The sequence below is a fragment of the Caulobacter sp. P1_D6 genome, assembly GCF_056406095.1.
In genome coordinates, this window is record NZ_JBFUAW010000049.1 from 1 (window position 1) to 21,548 (window position 21,548).

General features: G+C 66.5%; 13 protein-coding genes. 8 read left to right on the plus strand and 5 right to left on the minus strand.

Annotated features, from left to right (window positions below; genetic code table 11):
- Window positions 1-165: hypothetical protein (locus AC1DYP_RS22115; RefSeq protein ID WP_477047531.1), on the plus strand; the 165-nt coding region annotated here is incomplete at its 5' end.
- 17 nt (window positions 166-182) lie between these two features.
- Complete coding sequence (locus AC1DYP_RS22120; protein WP_477048149.1) at window positions 183-1,742, plus strand: glycoside hydrolase family 43 protein; 1,560 nt, start codon at window positions 183-185, stop codon at window positions 1,740-1,742.
- A gap of 10 nt (window positions 1,743-1,752) precedes the next feature.
- Here AC1DYP_RS22120 and AC1DYP_RS22125 read toward each other — a convergent pair whose 3' ends face one another.
- The 3 genes from AC1DYP_RS22125 to AC1DYP_RS22135 form a co-directional block, all read right to left on the minus strand.
- Window positions 1,753-2,514, minus strand: a complete 762-nt coding sequence (locus AC1DYP_RS22125) for a FadR/GntR family transcriptional regulator (RefSeq protein WP_477036311.1) — start codon at window positions 2,512-2,514, stop codon at window positions 1,753-1,755.
- Window positions 2,515-2,650: 136 nt separating this feature from the next.
- Window positions 2,651-4,246 carry an alpha-N-arabinofuranosidase gene (locus tag AC1DYP_RS22130; RefSeq protein ID WP_477048150.1) on the minus strand — a complete coding sequence of 532 codons (1,596 nt, stop codon included), beginning with the start codon at window positions 4,244-4,246 and terminating at the stop codon, window positions 2,651-2,653.
- Window positions 4,247-4,371: 125 nt separating this feature from the next.
- Complete coding sequence (locus AC1DYP_RS22135) at window positions 4,372-6,087, minus strand: glycoside hydrolase family 43 protein (protein ID WP_477048151.1); 1,716 nt, start codon at window positions 6,085-6,087, stop codon at window positions 4,372-4,374.
- A gap of 321 nt (window positions 6,088-6,408) precedes the next feature.
- Between AC1DYP_RS22135 and AC1DYP_RS22140 the strand changes: the two genes are divergently transcribed.
- From AC1DYP_RS22140 to AC1DYP_RS22150, 3 genes are all read left to right on the plus strand, one after another.
- Window positions 6,409-8,745: a glycoside hydrolase family 95 protein gene (locus AC1DYP_RS22140; protein WP_477048152.1), complete on the plus strand. Its 2,337-nt coding sequence runs from the start codon at window positions 6,409-6,411 to the stop codon at window positions 8,743-8,745.
- A 437-nt stretch (window positions 8,746-9,182) separates the two neighbouring features.
- Window positions 9,183-10,139 (plus strand): glycoside hydrolase family 43 protein, encoded by a 957-nt coding sequence (locus AC1DYP_RS22145; RefSeq protein WP_477048153.1) that lies wholly within the window; start codon window positions 9,183-9,185, stop codon window positions 10,137-10,139.
- 77 nt (window positions 10,140-10,216) lie between these two features.
- Window positions 10,217-12,112, plus strand: coding sequence for an NPCBM/NEW2 domain-containing protein (locus tag AC1DYP_RS22150; RefSeq protein WP_477048154.1), 1,896 nt, complete (start codon window positions 10,217-10,219; stop codon window positions 12,110-12,112).
- 106 nt (window positions 12,113-12,218) lie between these two features.
- Here the strand turns inward: AC1DYP_RS22150 and AC1DYP_RS22155 are convergent, their stop codons facing one another.
- Window positions 12,219-15,131, minus strand: a complete 2,913-nt coding sequence (locus tag AC1DYP_RS22155) for a TonB-dependent receptor plug domain-containing protein (RefSeq protein WP_477048155.1) — start codon at window positions 15,129-15,131, stop codon at window positions 12,219-12,221.
- 328 nt (window positions 15,132-15,459) lie between these two features.
- Here AC1DYP_RS22155 and AC1DYP_RS22160 point away from each other — a divergent pair, with 328 nt between their 5' ends.
- Both AC1DYP_RS22160 and AC1DYP_RS22165 read left to right on the plus strand, forming a co-directional pair.
- Window positions 15,460-16,734: an MFS transporter gene (locus AC1DYP_RS22160; RefSeq protein WP_477048156.1), complete on the plus strand. Its 1,275-nt coding sequence runs from the start codon at window positions 15,460-15,462 to the stop codon at window positions 16,732-16,734.
- Window positions 16,731-18,377, plus strand: a complete 1,647-nt coding sequence (locus AC1DYP_RS22165) for a glycoside hydrolase family 43 protein (protein WP_477048157.1) — start codon at window positions 16,731-16,733, stop codon at window positions 18,375-18,377. Before AC1DYP_RS22160 ends, AC1DYP_RS22165 begins: the two co-directional genes overlap by 4 nt.
- Here AC1DYP_RS22165 and AC1DYP_RS22170 read toward each other — a convergent pair.
- Window positions 18,360-19,385, minus strand: a complete 1,026-nt coding sequence (locus tag AC1DYP_RS22170; protein ID WP_477048158.1) for a LacI family DNA-binding transcriptional regulator — start codon at window positions 19,383-19,385, stop codon at window positions 18,360-18,362. The genes AC1DYP_RS22165 and AC1DYP_RS22170 overlap by 18 nt on opposite strands.
- Window positions 19,386-20,038: 653 nt before the next feature.
- On the opposite strand from AC1DYP_RS22170, the gene AC1DYP_RS22175 reads away from it, so the two are divergent.
- Window positions 20,039-21,544, plus strand: coding sequence for a tryptophan halogenase family protein (locus AC1DYP_RS22175; protein WP_477048159.1), 1,506 nt, complete (start codon window positions 20,039-20,041; stop codon window positions 21,542-21,544).
- Window positions 21,545-21,548 lie beyond the last annotated feature (4 nt).

Sequence of the window (21,548 nt, forward strand, 5' to 3'; positions counted from 1 at the left end):
GCGCTGGAGGCGGCCGGCGGCTACAAATATCCGGAAAGCCAGACGCCCTGGCAGGAGATCCAGCGGGCCATCGTCGGCCAGATGGAGACCGGCGCGGTCCTGGAACCGGCGGTCAAGTACCAGCGCATCGCCCAGACCAAGGGCCTGCCGAGGGATAATCACTGATGCGCCGAGAGAAGCCTATGTCGCGATCGTTCCGCCTGATGCTGGCCATGGCGGTCGGAATGACCGGTCTTGGCGCCGCCGCCGCACAGGGGCAGGTCTGGCGTGCCGACAGCGGGCAGGGGACCTATCACAACCCTCCGCTCTACGCCGACTATCCCGACCCCGACATCATCCGGGTCGGCAAGGACTTCTACTTCGCCTCGACGACGTTCGTGAACGCGCCGGGCCTGACCATCCTGCACTCCAGGGACCTGGTGAACTGGGACATCGCCGGCCACGTCATGCCGCGCCTGGAAGGCAACCCGAAGTATGATCTCAGCGGGGGCGGCGACTATCGCCACGGCGTCTACGCCCCCAGCCTGCGCTATCACAAGGGCCGCTTCTATATCGTGGTGACGCCGGTCGGGCAGAACAGCCGCATCTATTCGGCCGCCGACGTGCGGGGCCCCTGGACGATGCACGAGCTGAACCAGGAGGCGTTCGACCCCGGCCTGTTCATCGACGACGACGGAAAAGCCTACATCGCCACCTCCATCGGCTCGGATGGGACGGTGCGTCTGCTGACCCTCAATGGCGACCTGACCGCCGTCACGGAGGAGCGAACGATCCACTACATCCGGGGCGCCGAAGGTTCCAAGCTGATCAAGCGCGGCGGCTGGTACTACCTGTTCAACGCCATTCCGCGACGCCTGGCCCTGACCGTCTCGCGGGCCAGGGCCTTGACCGGGCCGTGGGAGACCCGCGACCAGATCGACGACACCACCGGCGGCCACCAGGGCGCGCTGGTCGATCTGCCGGGCGGGGGCTGGTACGGCTTCGTCATGCGCGACGCCGGAGCCATCGGTCGGGTCACCAATATCAGCCCGGTGTTCTGGCGCGACGACTGGCCGGTCTGGGGCACGCCCGAGGCGCCCGGCCGCGTGCCGGACGTGGCCGCCAAGCCGATCCTGGGCGAGCCGTTCTCCGAACCGCCCAGTTCCGACGATTTCGGCGGCCGCGCGCTGGGCCGGCAATGGCAATGGAACCACAATCCCGACGACAGCCGCTGGTCGCTGAGCGAGCGTCCCGGCTTCCTGCGCCTGAAGGCCACGACGGCTCAGGACTTCTGGAGCGCCCGCAACACCTTGCTGCAGAAAGGGCAGGGCCCCAAGGCGCGTGGCGTCGTCAAGCTGGACGTCCGGGGCCTGAAGAACGGCGACGCCTGCGGCTTTGGGACGTTCGGCAAGTTCTCGAGCCAGATCGTGGTCGCCCGCGCGTCGGACGGGCAGGGCGCCTTGAGCGCGCGCCTGGTCGAAAGCACCGTCTCCGGACCCAAGACGACACCGCGCGGCGAGGCGCGCACGGTCCCGCTGGGCGATCTCTGGCTTTCGGTCGACATGGACTTCACCACCGACAAGACCGCCCTGGCCTACAGCCTCGACGGCAAGGCCTGGACCGCCATGCCCGGCGATTTCCCGCTGGCCTTCGACTGGCGCACCGGCACCTTCCAGGGCGAGCAGTTCGGGCTGTTCTGCTCCAATCCCGTCGGCGGCGAGGGACGGATCGATGTCGACAGCTTCACGCTGAGCAAACCCTGAGGCTGGCTCGTCACATGGACGAGCGGGTATCCTCGAGCGCCAAGTCGACGAGCGCGCGCATGGCCGCGCTCGCCGCCTCGGGATCGCCGGCGACAATGGCGTCGCAGACCCTGGCGTGGTCGGGCACGGGATCGCGGGGCAGGGCCCGCGAGCGCTGCTTGAACTCGGTCGTCCAACTGACCGCGGCGCTGATGCTGGCGCTCAGCGCCATCATCGCGCTGTTGTGCGTGGCGCGCAGCAGGGCATCGTGGAAGGCGCGGTCGGCCGCCCGCCCGGCTTCGGTCGCCAGCGTGTAGCGCCGCATCTTGGCCAGGGCGTCCTTCATCGCCTTGATGTCGTCCTTGTCGCGCCGTTCGGCGGCGAAGCGGGCGGCGGCCGGCTCGACCACGGCCCGCAGTTCAAACAGGTCGCGCACGAAAGCCAAGTCCGGCTCGGCCGAGAACGCCCAGGCCAGGACCGTGGGGTCCAAAACGTTCCAGCGGCTGCGCGGCAGGACACGCGTGCCGGCCTTGGGGCGGCTCTCCACCAGGCCCTTGGCGGTTAGCACCTGAACGGCCTCGCGATAGGCGCTGCGCGAGACGTCCAGGGCGGCGGCGTTGGCGATTTCGCCCGTCAGCGTCTCTCCCGGGGCGATCTGTCCCGAGACGATCGCCGTGCCCAGATAGTGGGCCACCGCGCCGCGCAGGCGACGGCCCGATCCTTTCGTCGTGCGTGGGATCGATGGTTCGTCCGGCGACTCGGTTGGCGGCGACGTTGGATTGCGGGGCTGCATGCTTTGCAATAAGCGCAACGGAGCCCGTCTTGGCAAGTTTTGAGGCCCGCCTCCACATAGTGGGAGCGCCGTCCGACGGGGATATCACCTCGGTAGGTGATGTCCCCGCCGTTCTCGCCCGACCGAATTCTCGCCTCTACGGTTCCAACTGGACCACGACGATCGACTTGGCTGGAATGTCGAGCTTGAGTCCGTCGCGGCCCGCCTTGGCGGTGAAAGGCTTGGGCGTTACGGCGCCCGGCGCCTCGAAGGTGTTGACCGCATCGACGCGCGGAGCGGTCAGGACCTGACCGTGGGCGCTCGCGGCCTTGGCCCCGGCGATGCTGGCCAGGATGGAGGCGGGACGAGCCGGATCAAGATTGGTCACGGCCAGCCATAGTTTGCCCTGGGTGTCGCGCGCGGCGATGGCGTCCACGCGCGGCAGCTTGACGTCGCCTTGGATGTACGACCCCGCGTCGAAGCTGACGGGAATGGACGTCGCGTCCTGGAAGGACAGGTACATCTTGTAGACATGATAGGTCGGGGTGAGGACCATCTTGTCCTTGTCGGTCAGGATCATCGCCTGCAGGACATTGATCATCTGGGCGATGTTGGTCATCCGCACCCGGTCGGCGTGGCGGGCGAAGATGTTGAGGTTCAGGGCCGCCACGATCGCGTCGCGCAGCGAATTTTGCTGGGCCAGGAAGCCCGGATTGGTGTTTTCGAGCGGCGCCAGCCAGACGCCCCACTCGTCGACGACCAGCGGCACCTTCTTTTCGGGATCGTACTTGTCCATGATCGCCGCGTGCTGGGCGATCAGGCCGTCCATGCCCAGGGTCTCCTTGACCAGTTTGGCATAGGCGGTCTCGTCGAACTTCGTGCTGGAATACGACGGGGGCCAGCCGCCGGTCGTGTAGGAGTGCAGCGACAGGCCTTCGATGTTCCAGGCCCAGTCGTGTCCCTTCTGGGAGGCCATCACGGCTTCGGTATAGGCGGGGTCGGCCTGGTTGGGGCCGACGGCGATCCGCTGCATCGCCTCGGCGCCGGTCTGCTTGGGATTGTAGTTCCGGACGAAGCGGGCGTACCGCTTCATTTCATCCGTATAGTATTCGGGGGTCATCGCCCCGCCGCAGCTCCAGCTTTCGTTGCCCAGGCCCAGATACTTGACCTTGTAGGGCGCGGGGTGGCCGTTGGCGGCGCGCTCCTTGCCCGCGGTGGTCTCGGGATCGGCGGTCATGTACTCGATCCATTCGGCCGCTTCCTGGACCGTGCCGGACCCCATATTGACCGAGACATAGGCCTCGCTGCCGATCTGATCGACGAAGTCCATGAACTCGTCCGTGCCAAAGGTGTTCGGCTCGACCGCGCCGCCCCAGTTGGAGTTGATCGTCTTGCGCCGGCCTTCGGCCGGTCCGATCCCATGGCGCCAGTGGTACTCGTCGGCGAAGCAGCCGCCAGGCCAGCGCACATTGGGCACCTTGATGGCGCGCAGGGCCTGGACGACGTCGTTGCGGACGCCGCGGGTGTTGGGAATCGGCGAGTCCTTGCCCACCCAGACGCCGCCGTAGATCCCAGTTCCGAGATGTTCGGCGAACTGGCCGAAGATGTTGCGGTCGATCTTGGGTCCCGGCGCGCCGGCGTCGATCTTCACCGTGATCGGCGAGCCGGCCTGGGCCTGGGCCTGGACCAGGGTCGGCGCGCCCAGCGCCAGGACCAGCGCGCAGGCGCTCATCGGAAGGGTGAGTTTGATCATGTCATCTCCCTTGGACGTCGGCGCGGCGGCGATCCCCCGGCTGCGTCGCCTTCAGTTGGCTTTGATGGATGTGCGGGCCGGGCCGGTCGCGTGGTCGCGTCGTTGGGCGCCCGCTGAGCGTCCCGTCATCGGCCTTCGCCCGTCTGCGGTTGTCCGTCATGGGCGTAGACGCCCAGCAGCGCGCCGACGAAGCCGCCCGCCTTCTTGGTCGAGAGGATCGTTCCGTCCTCGCCGGCCTTCAGCGTCGTCCAGCGATCGGGCGCCAGAGCATAGGAGAAGTCGTAGACGCCGCCTCGGGCGGTGATCTTCAGCCAGACCGGCGCGCCGGTCTTGAGCATGACGGGCGCGCTCGCGACCCGGACGCCATCGGCCGGATCTCCATGGCCAGCGCGGCGCTCAAGCACGATCCTGGCCTGGCCGTCGGCGTCGCGGGTCAGCCCCAGGAAGAAGAAGTGGTCGTCGTTCTGCACGGCGACCATGCCGGCCTTGTCGCCAGTCTTGGCCGGATTGAAGCGCATCAGTGTCGAGGCGCTGGCGTTGATGTGCTGCTGGCGGCGGCCCCAGAACGACGGCTGGGTCATTCCCCCGATGGTTTCAGGCCGCGCCGTCAGGACCAGCTTTCCGGACGCCAGCCGCCACCAGCGTTGCTGGGGAATCCGCATGGTGACCCAGTTGAGCGGCAGCGCCTGGCCGTTGAACTCGTCGCGAACCTTGAAGGCGCCGGCGGTGGGCGGCGGCGCGGGCGTCGTGGCGGGCAGGGCGGGTTTGGTGTGGACGTAGGGGATGGTCTTGCCGTTTTCCAGGATGACGGGCCAGCCGTCCTTCCATTCGACGGGCAGCAGGAAGGTCTCGCGACCGGTGTTGTAGAGATCGTCGCCATAGGGGCGAACCGCCAGGAACGTCGCCCACCACTTGCCGTCCGGGGTGTCGACGAGCGTGGCGTGGCCGGCCGAGGTGATCGGCAGCGGGCGGTCCTTGGGCAGGCCCCGCTGGGTCAGGATCGGATTGTGCGCGTAAGGAACGTACGGCCCCCAGGCGCTCTTCGAGCGCAGGACCACCTGACTGTGGCCCTCGGCGGTGCCGCCCTCGGCGGCGACCAGATAGTACCAGCCGTCCTTCTTGAGGATGTGCGGGCCTTCCGGCCAGATCGGCTTGGCGGCTGGATTGACGCCCTTGTCGAGCAGGAGCTTGGGCTCGCCGACGGTCTTCTGGGTCTTGACGTCGTAGCCGATCGCCCAGATGGCGCGGTGGCCGCTGTACTCCGGCTTTCCCGGAGGCTCGCCGTTGAAGACGATCAGGGCGTCGCCGTCGTCGTCGACGAAGAGATAGGGATCGATGCCCTGGACGGCCGGCAGCCACACCGGATCGGACCAGGGGCCCTTCGGGTCCTTCGCCGTGATCAGGAAGTTGCCGTCGCAATCGACGCAGGTGTTGAGAATGTAGAAGAGCCCGTCGTGATGGCTCAGCGTCGGCGCGAAGACGGCGCGCGACAGGCCCAGCCGCTTGAAGTCGAGCATGCCGGGACGATCGATCGCGTTGCCGATCTGATTCCAATGCACGAGGTCGGTGGAATGGAAGACCGGAAGCCCCGGGAACCAGGCGAAGGTCGAGCTGACGAAGTAGAAGTCCTTGCCCACCCGCATGACGGCCGGATCGGGATAAGTCCCCTTGAGGATCGGGTTGGCGTACTGGGTCGAGGTCGGCTTGAACGCCGCGTCCGACGGATCTGCGCCCGCGTACTCGAACCAGTCGAACGCCGCCTTCGGCGCGTCCGGCCGATCGGCGGCTGGGCGCGGCTGCGTGTCGAGCAGGGCGCGAGCCTGCGCGACGCCGGCAGCCATGAGGCAAAGAGCGATGAGACTTGGGCGGATCACCTGGCTTAAATCCCCTCCGAAGGCCGCGATTGATCGCGGTTGTTCTTGTCCGGCAATTCGCACGCCGATGGTCGGTCGCATGCCAGCTTCCATGCCACTCTAATCGGTGAAATTCGCAAATGGTAGCGCTAACGTCTGGAGAATGAACTTTGGCTGCCGTAGGAAGAGCCATCTTGCGCTCAGGCGGCTTTGTCCTAGCTTGTCGGAGTAATTGACTCGCTCGATGTCGCCGGCAACGCGATCGGGTGGACCGCCTAACGCTTTCCCCGACAACGCTTCGAGAGCCATATGATCCTGACTCGTCGATCCACGCTCGTCGCCCTTGGCGCTTCCACGGCTCTGTCCGGCGCCTCGGCTCGCGCCGCCGCGGCCGATCGGTCGCCGCTGCGCCTCTGGTATCGCCAACCGGCGAAGGCCTGGGTCGAGGCCTTGCCGGTCGGCTCGGGCAAGCTGGGCGCCATGGTGTTCGGCGGCGTCGCGGCCGAGCGGCTGCAACTGAACGAGGACACCCTGTGGGCCGGCGGTCCCTACGATCCGGCCAATCCCAAGGCCCTCGCCGCCCTGCCGGAGATCCGCCGCCTGATCGACGCCGGTCAATACGCCAAGGCCACGGCGCTCGCCGACGCCAAGTTCCTGGGCGCGCCGATGCGCCAGATGTCCTACCAGACGATCGGCGACCTCAAGCTCGATTTCCCGGGTCTGGCCGAGGCGAGCGGCTATGTCCGGGACCTCGATATCGACGGGGCGATCGCCACGACGACCTTCATCGCCGAAGGGGTTCGCCATGTTCGCGAGGTGATCGCCAGCGCGCCGGCCGGAGTGGTCGCCGTGCGCTTGAGCGCCAGCCGCAAGGGCGCGATCTCGGTGAACCTCGGCTTCACCTGCCCGCTGAAGTCCGAAGCGGCCGTCGAGGGCGGAGCGTTGGTGCTGACGGGCGTCAATGACAGCCAGCAAGGCGTTCCGGCCCGGCTGGCGTTCGAGTGCCGCGTCGAGGTGCGCGCCAAGGGCGGCAAGATCAGCGAGGAGGGGGAAAGGCTCTCGGTGACCGGCGCCGACGAGGTGCTGTTGCTGATCGCCGCCGCCACCAGCTACCGCCGCTATGACGACGTGTCGGGCGATCCGGCGGCGCTCAACAAGGCGACGCTGGGCCAACTGGCCGGCAAGCCCTGGGCCCGCCTCCTGACCGACCACCAGGCCGATCACCGGTCGCTGTTCCGTCGTGTGGACGTCGACTTCGGCCGCACGCGGGCCGATCTGTCGCCGACCGACGAGCGGATCAAATCGTCTCCGACCACCGACGATCCGTCCCTGGCGGCCCTTTACTACCAGTACGGCCGCTACCTGCTGATCGCCTGTTCGCGTCCGGGCGGCCAGCCGGCCAACCTGCAGGGCGTCTGGAACGACAAGACCTCCGCGCCTTGGGAAAGCAAGTACACGATCAACATCAACACCGAGATGAACTACTGGCCCGCCGAGCCGACCAACCTGCCGGAGCTCGTCGAACCCCTGATCGCGCTGGTGCGGGACCTCGCCCGGACCGGCGCCGAGACGGCCAGGGTGATGTACGGCGCGCGCGGCTGGGTGGCGCATCACAACACCGACCTCTGGCGCGCCACCGCGCCGATCGACGGGGCGATCTACGGCGTCTGGCCCACCGGCGGCGCCTGGCTCTGCAAGCACGTCTTCGACCACTACGACTACAATCGCGATGCGGCCTATCTGGCGCGGGTCTATCCGCTGATGAAGGGCTCGGCCCGGTTCTTCCTCGACACCCTGGTCGTCGATCCAAAGTTCGGCGTGCTGGTCACCAGTCCGTCGATTTCGCCTGAGAACGACCACGGTCACGGCTCGTCCCTGGTGGCCGGTCCGACCATGGACCAGGCGATCGTCCGAGATCTCTTCAACAACTGCCTGAAAGCGGAGGCCGTTCTCGGCGCCGACGAAAGCTTCGCCGCCGAGCTGAAAGCCGCCCGTGACAAGCTGGCGCCCTACAAGATCGGCAAGGACGGCCAATTGCAGGAGTGGCAGGAGGATTGGGACGCCGACGCGGTCGACATCCACCACCGCCACGTCTCGCACCTTTACGGCCTGTTCCCCTCGGACCAGATCTCGATCGACGCCACGCCCAGGCTGGCGGCGGCGGCGAGGACGAGCCTGGTGACGCGAGGCGACCTCTCCACCGGCTGGGCCATCGCCTGGCGGCTGAACCTGTGGGCGCGTCTTGGCGACGGCGATCACGCCCATGAGATCCTGAAGCTGCTGTTGGGCCCTGAGCGGACCTATCCCAACATGTTCGACGCCCACCCACCGTTCCAGATCGACGGCAATTTTGGTGGGACCTCCGGCATGACCGAGATGATCCTGCAGAGCCGAAACGACCACATCTACCTTCTGCCGGCCCTGCCGTCGGCCTGGCCGACCGGCCACGTCACCGGTCTGCGAGCGCGCGGCGCGGTGGTGGTTGACGTTCGATGGGCGGGCGGCAAGCTCGCGGAGGCGGTGCTGACGGCCAAGGCCGACGGCCGCCACACGGTGGTCTATGCGGGCTCGGTTATGACCATCGGTCTCGGCGCGAATGAAAAGGCTCGCCTGGTGCTTCGCGGCGGAGTGCTGACGCGCGTCTGAGCCCAGCAGGGCGTCGATGACGACGACCATCCAGAAGCGAAAAATCGGGCCGGATTTGTCTCGACGCCAGAGGTGGCTCGCCGAGGTCGTTAGCCACTGAGTCGACCAGCAAGCCATGAAAAATCTCGGACGTATCCAGACGCCGGCTTCGTTTTCGAAGCACCGACCGGGACCTAGCTGGCGCGATTGGCGCGCGCGGACCGCCGCACCGCAAACACCAATATTATGTCTGACAAAATATCCGCCATAAGTCTGTCGAGTACGGCGAGATCTAGGCTCATCAGCGAGTCCAGATGTTATTGCGGCTGTGATCGCGTTCGGATCCTATGTCGACCATCGACCCATTGACTGAAATATTTGTCTGAGTAAATCTGAGCACCCAGTGGGAGGAGCGTAAGATGGGTAAAAGATGGATGGCGCTTGCGTTGGCGGCGACCATGGCGATCGCGTCTTCGGCGGGCGCAGACGAAGTGCGGTCACCCGCGCCCGGCTCCAACCCCCTCTTCCACGACAGGTTCACGGCCGACCCCGCGCCGCTGGTCGTCGGCGATCGCCTGTTTCTCTACGTCGGCCACGACGAGGCCCAGCGCGACGAGATGTTCAACATGCGCGAGTGGCTGGTCTATTCGACGACGGACATGAAGACCTGGACGGCGCACCCGCCGATCATGAAGGCCACGGACTTCAAGTGGGCCAAGAAGGACGCCTGGGCGTCGCAGGCGATCGAGAAGAACGGCAAGTTCTACTTTTACGCCGCAGTCGAGCACGACAGCACTCATCCGGGCAAGGCGATCGGCGTGGCGGTCTCGGACAAGCCGACCGGGCCCTTCGTCGATGCGCGCGGCTCGGCCCTGATCACTAACCAGATGACGCCCAAGGGGACGCACAGTTGGGAGGATATCGATCCCACGGTCTTCACCGATGACGACGGAACGACGTGGATCGCCTGGGGCAATCGCCAAGCCTATATCGCCAAGCTCAAGCCGAACATGATCGAGATCGACGGCCCGATCACCGAGATCACGCCGCCGCACTTCGAGGAGGGGCCATGGCTGCACAAGCGTGGCGGCCTCTACTACCTGACCTACGCCTCGCTCGACCGGTCGACGCAGCGCGACGAGCACGTTTCCTATGCGACCGCGCACTCGATCACGGGGCCATGGACCTATCGCGGGCTGCTCACCGGATCGGGCAAATACAGCTTCACGATCCATCCCGGCATCGTCGAGTTCAAGGGCGACTGGTACATCTTCCTGCACAACGCGGATCTGGCGATCGGCGATCAGAGCGGCGCGATCGGGCGCCGGGCCGTGACCGTCGAACGCCTCCACTACAACGCCGACGGAACGCTCAAGCCCGTCGTGCAGACGAAGGCGGGCGTGTCGGCGCCCTGACCCCGAGGTCGGGGCCGATCGCCAGAACAACAGCGTGCGCGAAACCGATGCACGACAATAAACGACAAGGGGAAATGATGAAGCTTCTCACCGCGGGGCTGATCGCCACGCTCCTTGGTCCATCCGTCGCCGCCGCCCAGGCCGATCCGCTGGCGCCGACCGGCCGCTGGTCGGCCTATACCGCTGGAAGCGCGGCCACGCCGCCCATGGGCTGGAGCACCTGGAACGCCTTCGCCACCGACATCGACGAGGACAAGATCCTCGGATCGGCGAAGCAGATCGTCGACAGCGGACTGGCCGCCAAGGGCTATCGCTACATCAACATCGACGACGGCTGGGCGCTGAAGCGCCGGATGCCTGACGGGCGCATGATCATCCGCGACGACAAGTTTCCCTCGGCCCGCACCGGCGGCGACGCCCCCAGCTTCAAGCCGTTCACCGACAAGCTGCACGCGATGGGGTTGAAGGCCGGCATCTATTCCGACCTGGGCCGCAACACCTGTTCGGAGGCCTATTCGCCGACCGACACCGACCTGCCCAAGGGCACGGTCCTGGAGCGCGAAGTCGGGCTCTACGGGCGCATCGACCAGGACATCGCGCTCTACTTCAAGGACTGGGGGTTCGACTTCATCAAGGTCGACGGCTGTGGCCTGCGCGACTACGGGCCGCAAAGCGAACGGGTGCGTTCGGGCAAGTTCCGGGCGCTGGGGCCGTACCTGGACTCCAGCGAGGTGATGCGCACCGACATCGCGGCGATCCAGGGGATGTTCCGGCAGATCAACAGCGCGCTGGCGCGGGAAAACCCGGACGGCGACTATCTGCTCTCCCTCTGCGTCTGGGGCGCCGCGAACGTCCGGGCTTGGGGCAAGGACTATGGCGGCATCTCGCGCACCAGCGACGACATCTCGCCGGCCTGGGGCCGGCTGCTGGTCAACTACGACACGACGGTGACGCGGTCGCTCTATGCCCATCCCGGGGCGTGGAACGATCCGGACATGCTGCACATCGGCGCAGGCGACTTCGACGCGGATCACCTTACCGAGGCCCGGTCGCACTTCGCGCTTTGGGCGATGCTCAACGCGCCCTTGATGATCGGGACCGACTTGCGCAAGACGCCCCAGGCGCTGCTGGACGTCTTCGGCAACGCCGACATCATCGCGCTCGACCAGGATCCGGCCGGGAACCAGGCGACGCTGGCCCATGACTCCAGCGACCTGCAGATCCTGGTGAAGACCCTGGCCTCGGGCGACAAGGCGGTCGCGATCTTCAACCGGGGTTCGGGCGACTACGACGTTGACCTGAACGCGGGCCATCTGAAGTTCAGAGATGATGCGCCCATCGAGCTGACCGATCTTTGGAGCCAGCAGCGCACGACCTTCACCAAGCGGACCAAGCTCCACGTCAAGCCGCGCGAGACGCTGATCTTCCGCGCGCACGGGACCCGTTCGTTGCAGGGCGGCTACTACCTGTCGGAACAGCCGGGGAGCGTGAACCCAGCGGTGGACGGCGTGGTGCAGCCGACTCCCGACCCCTCGATCTTTCGGACCGCGGCGGGCTGGGGCGGAACCGGCGGCGCCGGTGATCGTCCATCGTACGCCGGCTGGGGCGGCGCGCGGGCCGACAGCGCGCCGTATGGTCAGCTGCTTCAGATCGCGGGCAAGCGGTTCGTGGCGGGCATCGGGATCCTGGCCAACTCGCGGCTCGAGGTGCGAAACGAGAAGGCGGCGCGCTTCACCACGAGCGTCGGCGTCGATGACAGCGCGAGTGACAAGGCCAGCAACGTGACGTTCGCCGTCTATGGAGACGGCAAGCTGCTGGCGACCAGCAAGCCGCTCAAATGGGGCATGGCTTCGCAGTCGCTCTCAGTCCCGGTCGCGGGGGTGAAGCTGATCGAACTCGTCGCGCGCAGCCCTGAAGGGGACAACCAGCGCCTGCCGGTGACTTGGGGCGACGCCGCGCTCCTGGAGCGCTGACCCGGCGCTGGCCTTTGACCCGAAAAAGAAATCGCCGCCGACATCGCCTTTCGGCGACGTCGGCGGCGATCTTGGTCTCTAGAAGCTAGAAGCTAGAAGCTAGAAGCTAGAAGCGGAAGCGAACGCCCCCGCGGTACATCCGGCCGACGATGTCGTAGAGGGCCGGGTTGGCGTAGTTCGGCGACTTGGCCGGATCGCGGTCGAAGAGGTTGTCGATCTTGAAGTAGGCCGTCACGTCCTGACGGATATTATAGGTCCCGCCCACGTCCATGTAGAAGGCGCCCGGCATGAAGTTCTTGTCGATCGTCGGAGCGTTGGGCGTCGAGACCGGGCAGGTCCCCGGGGTGCAGACGACGTACTGGTTGCCGTAGTTGCCGTCGGTGAACCAACGCTCCTGCAGCGTCAGGCTGAAGCGGTCGGTCTCGTAGCTCTGGATCGCCAGCCACTTCCAGTCGGGCGTGTTGCCCTGGTTCACGCCCGCCGAGTCGACCGGGACCGTGCCGGGCAGGCCCGTGTCGGTCCAGAAGTCGCGGATATGGGTGGCCAGCGCCCGCAGGGTGAAATTACCCGAGAGGCCCAGCGGCTGCTGCCAGCGATAGCTGGCCTCGATGTCGAAGCCGCTGGTTTCGATCGACGCCAGGTTGAAGGATTGGACGTTGATGTAGTTCGGGCCGCTGGTGTTGTTGAGGTTATAGGTCCCGCAGGTCTCCGGTATGATGTTGCGATAGCAGTAGTCGACGATCTGGGCCGCACCCAGGCTGGAGATGACGTCGTCGACCTTGATCTTGTAGTAATCGAATGACGCGCTGAAGCCGGGCAGCCAGGACGGATTGGCCAGGACCACGCCGATCTGTGAGTTCCGCGCGATTTCCGGCGTCAGATTCGGGTTGCCGACCACGTTCTGGATCGCCACCACGTTCCTGTTGTTCACGGGGTCGAAGAAGTTCGGCAGCGTCGTGGTGACCGGCGCGGCGAACAGTTCCGACAGGTTGGGCGCACGGACGTCCCGCGAGATCACGCCCCGCAGGCGCACGCCGTCGACCGGCGTGTCCCAGGTGCCGCCGGCCTTCCAGGTCCAGATGGTCCCCGAGGTGCTATAGTCGGTCACCCGCGCCGCGGCGTTGAAGTTGGCGCGCCCGACGGCGTCGTTGTCGAACAGCGGCACGTCGACTTCCAAGAAGGCTTCCTTGACGTTGTAGACGCCGTCGCCATTCTTGTAGTTGCCGGCGTGCCAGTTGTTGCCGACCGGTGCGAGAAGCGGATCGGCCGGATAGGCGCCGCCATAGGGGCTGCGATCAGCGACGCCGGCGCCGTACGGGTCGGCGTGGACGGTGTAGAATTCCCGGCGATATTCAGCGCCGAAGGCCACCGAAAGCGGACCGGCCCACAGCTCGACCGGCGCACCCGAGAAGTTCAGGCTGGCCACGTCCTGCGTCATGCGCAGGCGCTGGAACGGACCGGCGGCGGGTTGGACATATTCCAGGGTCGCGGCCGAGGGCGGCTTGCCGCCGAAGATGTTGAGCGGCTGGCAGCCGCTGGCGCGCGCCACCGGATCGGCGCAGACGATCGCGCCGTTCAGCGTGGTGGCCTGGATCGCCTGGTTGAAGCGCGGCGTCAGCAGGATGTGGTCGACGTCGATGGCGGTCTTGTTGACGCCATGCTCGTAGTAGGCGTCATAGCTCCAGTCCTTGCTGAACAGCCCGAACTTGCCCTTCAGGCCGCCGACCACGCGATATTGACGGCGATCGGTGTGAACCTTGGTGTTGGGCAGCACGGCGTTGCTGACGCCGTACTGGAAGCTGGTGATGCCCGCCGTCGCGCAAGCGGCTTGAACCGAGGCCGGCACGTACGGGTTGGAGCACTGCAGGGTCAGGCCGGTCTTGTTCATGCCGTTGACGGGCTGGTTGCTGGTTTTGACCTGGCCCAGGTTGAACGAGACGTAGGCCTCGTTGTTCTCGGCGAAGTCGTAGCCGATGCGCCCGTAGCCCACCTTGCGCTCGATCGCCGATTGCAGCGTGCGGCCGCTGTCGACGTTGCCCGACAGGTCGCCGCCGATGCAGGAGCCCGGGAAGCAGCCGATAACGGCTCCGTTGGCGGCCTTGGACGGCACGCCGCCCGAGCCATACTGGAACTGGAACGGCTGGCCGCTCTGGTCGAAAGCGATGCCCTGCAGCGGACCGGCCGTGATCAGGCCGTACTTGGTGTAGGCATATTGCTGGGCGTAGTCGCGCATCAGGTACTGCGGCGAGCCGTCGTTGGTGACGTTGCGGTTGATCATCGTCGTCTGGGTGAACCAATCGCGGTCGCCCGCCAGGTCCAGGCCGAAGTCGCCCGGGCCGACGCCGTCTTCCTTGGCCCACTCCACGCTGCCGACCACGTGCACGCGGTCGCCGGCGAAGCTGCGGCCGCCGGCCAGTTGGACCAGGCCCTGTTCGTTATCGCCGTAGGTCGAGACGCCCGCTTGGACGTTGCCCTTCAGTCCGGTGAACCGGGTATCGGTGATGAAGTTGACGACACCGCCGACGGCGTCCGAGCCGTACGAAGCCGAGGCGCCGCCGTTCACGACGTCCACGCGTTGGATCAGCAGTTGCGGGAACAGGCTGACGTCGGTGACGCCCGTGTAGTAGGCGCCGACCACGCGTTGGCCGTCCAGCAGGGTCAGGGTGCGGATGGTGCCCAGGCCGCGCAGCGAGAACGAGCTGAGGCCTTGCTGGCCGCTCGACGTGCTGAAGGTGTTGGTCGCCGAACCACTCGAGCCCTGCAGCGACGGGAGTTGGACAATGGTGGCGAAGATGTTGGGCTGAGCGTTGTTCTGGATCTGGGCTTCGCCGATCACGGAGGTCGGCGTCGGCGCGGTGAAGCCCGTTGTCTGGATGCGCGTGCCGGTCACGACGATCTCGCTCACCGTGGCGGTTTCCGGCGGCGACGCCGGAGCGGCGGTCTGCGCCAGGGCCGAGCCGCCGATCAAGCTCGCCAGCAGGGCGGCCGCGCCGGCCGAACCGAGCGCCTCGCGTTTCATTTGCCGGACTATTTCGCCCCTATCGGCGCGCGGATCCGAAGACTCGTTGCGATGTAAGACCATTTCCATCCCTCCCTGAGCGCCGTTGATCGGCGCGTTTGACGCTTGCCCTCGAGGTGATCGCCATCGATGGTAGCGTTATCGTAAAATTTGGTATGTCCGATGTTACAGCAAGTCAATACTCCGACATATTAACGTTGAAACGCCTTTGATCCTTCGCTAACCCAGGGGTCAAGGCGGGCTTCAGCGCTTTGACGCGGCAAAAATCGCGACAAGCGCGGGGTCTATCGGCCAATCTGGTCGATGATAACGTTATCGGGGCGGGTGTATGGTCGGCGGCGTCAAACTTGGCGATGTGGGGAGGGCGCGGTTCCCGTTCGTGCGCTGGACGATCATCGGGCTGTTCGTCCTGGCGATGGTGCTGAACTATCTGTCCCGCTCGGTGCTCGGCGTTTCCGCGCCGATGATCCTCAGCGAGCAATCGATCTCGAGCGAGCAGTACTCCTGGATCACCAGCGCGTTTCAACTGGGGGTCATGCTTCAGCCGTTCGTCGGCTATTTCCTCGATGGCGTCGGGCTGAGGCTCGGGTTCACGGTCTGCGTGGCCCTGTGGTCCCTGATCACCATCGCGCACGTCGCGGCCCAGGGTTGGGCCCCGTTCGCCGGACTGCGCTTCGCCTTGGGGCTGGCGGAGGGCTCGGCTCAACCCGCAGGGCAGAAACTGACGGCCGAATGGTTCCCAGCCCGCGAGCGGGGCCTGGCCAGCGGCGTCTACAACATCGGCGCCTCGTTCGGCGCGGTGTTCGCGCCGCTCCTGGTCGCCTGGGCGGTCGCCACGCATAGCTGGCGGCTGGCTTTTGTCGCCGCCGGGGTCCTAGGGCTGGTCTGGACCGTGGCGTGGCTGGCTTGGTACCGTTCGCCGGACAAGCATCCGCGGCTGAGCGCCCAAGAACGCGCCCATATCGAAACAGGTCAGGAGCAACACCTGACCGCGCGCGGCAAGCGTGCGGCCTTCATGGATCTGGCCAAGCGCCGCGAAGTCTGGGGCATCGCCTTGCCGCGCATGCTCGCCGACCCCGTCTGGGGGATGCTGTCGTTCTGGATGCCGCTCTATCTGGCGCGGGAGCGCGGGTTCGATCTGGCCCATATCGCCATGTTCGCCTGGCTTCCGTTTCTCGCGGCGGACCTGGGCTGCCTGTTCGGCCCGGCCCTTGTCAGCTTCCTGCAGCGGCGAGGCGTGCATCTGATCGACGCGCGCCGCTGGGCCTTCACGCTCGGGGCGGCGCTTATGATCGGCATGGCCTTCGTCGGGCTCGCGGCCAATCCCTACGCCGCCATCGCCTTGCTGTGCCTGGGCGGCTTCGCGCACCAGACCTTGTCCGTGACCGTGATCACCATGGCGTCGGATCTCTTCGCCCGAAACGAGGTCGCGACCGTCGCCGGCATCGCCGGTCTGGCGGCGAACCTCGGAGTCCTGGTCTTCACCCTGGCCCTTGGTCGCCTGGTCGACCAGATCGGCTACGGCCCCTTCTTCATCGTGCTCGGCCTGCTCGACCTGATCGGCGCCGCCTTGCTCTGGACCTTGGTGCGCAAACCCGTATGACCCTTATTCGCAATCCTATCCTTCGGGGCTTTAATCCCGATCCCTCGATCGTGCGCGTGGGCGAGGACGTCTACATCGCCACCTCCACCTTCGAGTGGTATCCGGGCGTCCAGATCCATCACAGCCGCGACCTTGTGAACTGGCGCCTGGCGGCGAGACCCTTGAACCGACCCGCGCAGCTGGACATGCGCGGCGACCCCGATTCCTGTGGTGTCTGGGCCCCGGACCTCAGCCATGCCGAGGGGCGCTTCTGGCTCGTCTATACGGATGTCAAACGGTTCGGTCAGTCGACTCTCGACGGCGCCAAGGGCGTCACCCTGCGCGACTTCCACAACTACCTGGTGACTTGCGACAGCATCGACGGAGCGTGGTCGGATCCCGTCTATCTCAACAGCAGCGGGTTCGATCCGGCCCTGTTCCATGACGACGATGGACGCAGTTGGCTGCTGAACATGCTGTGGGACCATCGTCCCGACAGACCGCGCTTCGCCGGCATCGTCATCCAGGAGCTGGACCGCGCCACCGGGGCGCTGGTCGGGGAGCGGCGGACGATCTTCCAAGGCACCGAGCGGGGCTTCACCGAGGGGCCGCACCTCTACAAGCGCGATGGCTGGTATCATCTTCTGGTCGCCGAAGGTGGGACGGGCTGGGGACACGCCGTCGTCATGGCGCGGTCGCGCGACCTCATGGGCCCCTACGAGCTTCATCCGGAGGGCGTCGTCCTGTCCGCCGGCGGTCGCCGTGACGGCCCTCTGGCGCGCGCCGGCCACGGCGACCTGGTCGAGCTGGCCGACGGCACGCCCTGGATGGCGTATCTCTGCGGTCGCCCGCTGCCGGGCAGGCAACGTTGCGTGCTGGGTCGGGAGACAGCCTTGCAGCCGATGCGGTGGTGTGAAGACGGCTGGCTCAGAACCATGACGGTGGACGCCGCCCCGGATCCACAGCCGCCCGCCCCGAACCTGGCGCCGGCCCCCTGGCCGGAGGAGACCTGGGGTGGCGATTTCGATGACGCGGCGCTGCCCGCGCCGTTGCAGTGGCTCCGCACGCCCTATCCCGACGAGTTGTTCAGCCTGACCGCCCGGCCGGGACATCTGCGCCTCTATGGTCGCGAGACCGTCGGCAGCCCGTTCCGGCAAGCGCTCGTCGCGCAACGCCAGGCGCATTTTTGCTACACGGCGACAACCCGTCTGGATTTCGAGCCCGCCGACTTCCAGCAAGCCGCCGGATTGATCTGCTACTACAACAGCACCAAGTTCCACTACCTCCACGTCACGCGGGAGGACGGCGCGCGGCGGCTTCAGGTCATGACGGCTTGCCCCGACACCGGCGGCTGCACGCTCGAGGTCGTGGTGGGCGCGCTGCCAGAAGGGGGCGTCGAATTGCGCGTGGACGTCGACTTCGATCAGCTCAGGTTCGCCTGGCGTGGCGCGGGGGAGGGGAACTGGACGCTCCTGAACGGCACGCTCGACGCCAGCATCCTGTCGGATGAGGCGTCGCTGCCGGGGCTGCCCAACTTCACGGGCGCCTTCGTCGGAATGGCGTGCCAGGACATGTCCGGGAGGGCCATGCCCGCAGATTTCGCCTTCTGGCGCTATGTCGGGCGCGAGGATGTTTCAACCGAGCGCCTAGAGGCGCGCGGTTGAAAGGCGAGTGACGATCTCATGGTCGAGCACGCGGTCCGAGCTGTCGCCAAGAGGCTCGCCGCCGGTGATCTGCGCCGCCAGAAGGCCCAGCGCCTCGGCCGCTAACCGGCGAACAGGCTGATGAACCGTGGTGAGCGGCGGCCAGACCGTGATCGCCGGCGAGGTGTCGTCGAAGCCCACGACGGTCAATTCGCCCGGCACGTCAAGGTGACGGCGATGGGCGACGGACACCACGGCGGCGGCCATGTCGTCGTTGCTCGCGAAGATCGCCGTTGGCGGTGTGGCGGCGTCGAGCAACTGCTCGGCCGCCGCCAGGCCCGAGGTGAAGCTGAAATCGCCCTGAGCGATGGTCGTCACGACGCCGGCGGCCTCGCGGACGGCCGCATAGAAGCCCGTCAGGCGCTCGGCGCTTGCCGCCTGGTCGGGGTTGCCCAGAATGAAACCCAGCCGCCGATGACCAAGGCCGATCAGTTCGCGGGTCATTTCGTAGGCGGCGCGGCGATCGTCGATACGCACGCAGATCGCGCCCTCGACGTCGTATGCGCCCACCGCCGCCAGCGGAAGCCGGGCCTTGCGAAGCGGCTGCAGCACGGCGGGGGACTCGCCCAGCGGCGGGGCCAGGATCGCGCCTCTTATACCCGACGCGATCAGGTCCTTCACCGCCGCTGCGGCGGGCGGACGGCCATTTTCGCCCTTCAGCAGCGTCAGACGTGCACCACGCGTCGAGGCCTCCTCGAAAACGCCCGTCAGAAAATCGCTCATGAAAGCGGCGCTGGGATTGGAGTAGATCACCCCGATCCTCAGTTCGCCGGAGGTCACCAGGCTGCGCGCGGCGACGTTCGGCGTATAGCCCAGCGCTTGGACCGCCGCGTCCACCGCCGCGCGTGTATCAGGACCGACACCCGGCCGGCCATTGATAACGCGTGAAACGGTCATCGGCGAAACGCCGGCCTTAATCGCGACATCGACGATCGTCGGTCCGCGACCTTGTCCTGCCTTCCTCGCCAATCCGTTCCCCTGTCGCCACGTCCGGCTACTGACCGCTGCGTCCAACCCGCAACCGATTTCGCAATTGTCGCTCGTCCGACCTGGTGACCGCCAACGCCGTGTCCGAGTCCTATCTATACCAATCGATCCTTAGTCGGAGCTTGCCCGGCGTCCAAGCCATGGTTTGCGCTACCATGATCGTTTGAGCGCGACTGCGACCTCGTATTTCCACGCCAAGCGGCGGCACGAGCTTCTATTCTGATGCTTGCCTTGGTTTGCAGGACAGCGCCGAAACATCAACTCATGGCCCGACGATCTGGCCGCGAGCTCAACACAATGCCTCACCCTGTGGTTCGAGCACTCGCATTGGCCTCATTGTGTAGAGTTTTTTCAATATCGAGCGAGTTATGAGTTGGACATGGGTGAGCAAATTTGCCAATGTTAACGCAACCATCGCTATCCAGCGAGAATATCTGCTGAAACTATTCAGCAGGTTTCTTCGCATCGAGGGCGTGGTGACGTCATGGGTCGTCCGCCCCTCCCCCTGGGCGATCTCGCCCGGGTCCAGTAGGCGAGTAGCCGGCTTGGACCCGGGCGTCCTTTTCCTGAACAGTCATGCCTGCGTTTTCGGTCGTTCGCGTTTATGGGTTCACGGCCTAGAGGACGGACGCGTCATGAAGCGTATCGAGCGGTTGGTGATCCTGGGTGGCGGCACGGCGGGCTGGATGGCCGCGGCGGCGCTGGCCAAGACCTTCGGACCGCGCCTGAAGATCGATCTTCTCGAGTCCGAGACCATCGGCACGGTGGGCGTGGGCGAGGCGACGATCCCGACGATCCATTGGTTCAACGCCCTGATCGGTCTCGACGAGGCCGAGTTCGTCCGCGCGACCAAGGCCACCTACAAGCTGGGCATCGAGTTCGTCGACTGGACCCGTCCGGGAAGCCGTTATCTCCACCCGTTCGGGCGGTACGGCGTCGACCTGGACGCCGTGCCGTTCCACCAGCACTGGCTGAAGGCGCGCGCGGATGGGTTCGACTGGCCGTTGTCGGCCTTCTCGCTGGCGACCCAGTTGGCGGCCGTCAACCGGTTCGCCAAGCCGGTGGACGATCCGCGCTCGATCCTGTCGACCCTGGGCTATGCCTATCATTTCGATGCGTCGCTCTACGCCCAGCACCTGCGCGGCCTGGCCGAGGCCGGAGGGGTCACGCGACATGAGGGCAAGCTGGAGACGGTCGAGCGCGCGCCCGACACCGGCTTCGTCACGGCCCTGACCACCGATCGCGGCGAGCGGCTCGAGGGCGACCTGTTCATCGATTGCTCGGGCTTCCGCGCGCTGCTGATCGACGGCGTGCTGGAGGCTGGTTTCGAGGACTGGTCGCACTGGCTGCCGTGTGATCGAGCGGCGGCCGTGCCCTGCGCCCGCCTTGCCGAGACGACGCCCTATACCCGGTCCACCTTGCGGCCGGCCGGCTGGCAATGGCGCATCCCGCTGCAGCACCGGATTGGCAACGGTTACGTCTATTCCAGCGCCTTCCTCTCGGACGACGAGGCGGCGGCCACGCTGCTGGGCGGCCTGGACGGCGAGGCGCTGGGCGAGCCGCGCTTCCTGCGGTTCAAGGCCGGTTTCCGGCGCGAGGCCTGGCGCAAGAACGTCGTGGCCATCGGCCTGTCGTCCGGCTTCCTCGAGCCGCTGGAATCGACCAGCATCCACCTGATCCAGAGCGGCATCGCCAAGCTGATCACCCTGTTCCCCGACCGCGACTGCGATCCGGGCCTGGCGCGGCAGTTCAACGCCCTGTTCGGCCGCGACATGGACGGAATCCGGGACTTCCTCATCCTGCACTACCACGCCACCGAGGGGCACGACGCCCCGCTGTGGCGCCAGACGCGCCACATGCCGTTGCCCGACAGCCTGACGGATCGGGAAGAGCAGTATCGGCGGGCGGGGCGCCTGATGCTGACGCCGGAGGAGCTGTTCCGCGAGGCCAGTTGGCTGGCCGTGCTGGAAGGGCAAGGCGTGCGGGCGCGGGGCCACAGCCCGCTGGCCGACACGCTGGATCCCGCCGCCAATCGTCGTCAGCTCGAACAGATCGAGGCGGTGATCGCCCGGGCGGCGCCGACCTTGCCGAAACATGACGACGCCATTGCCGCGTTGATCGGCGGCTCGGCGTCGGGGTGAGCGC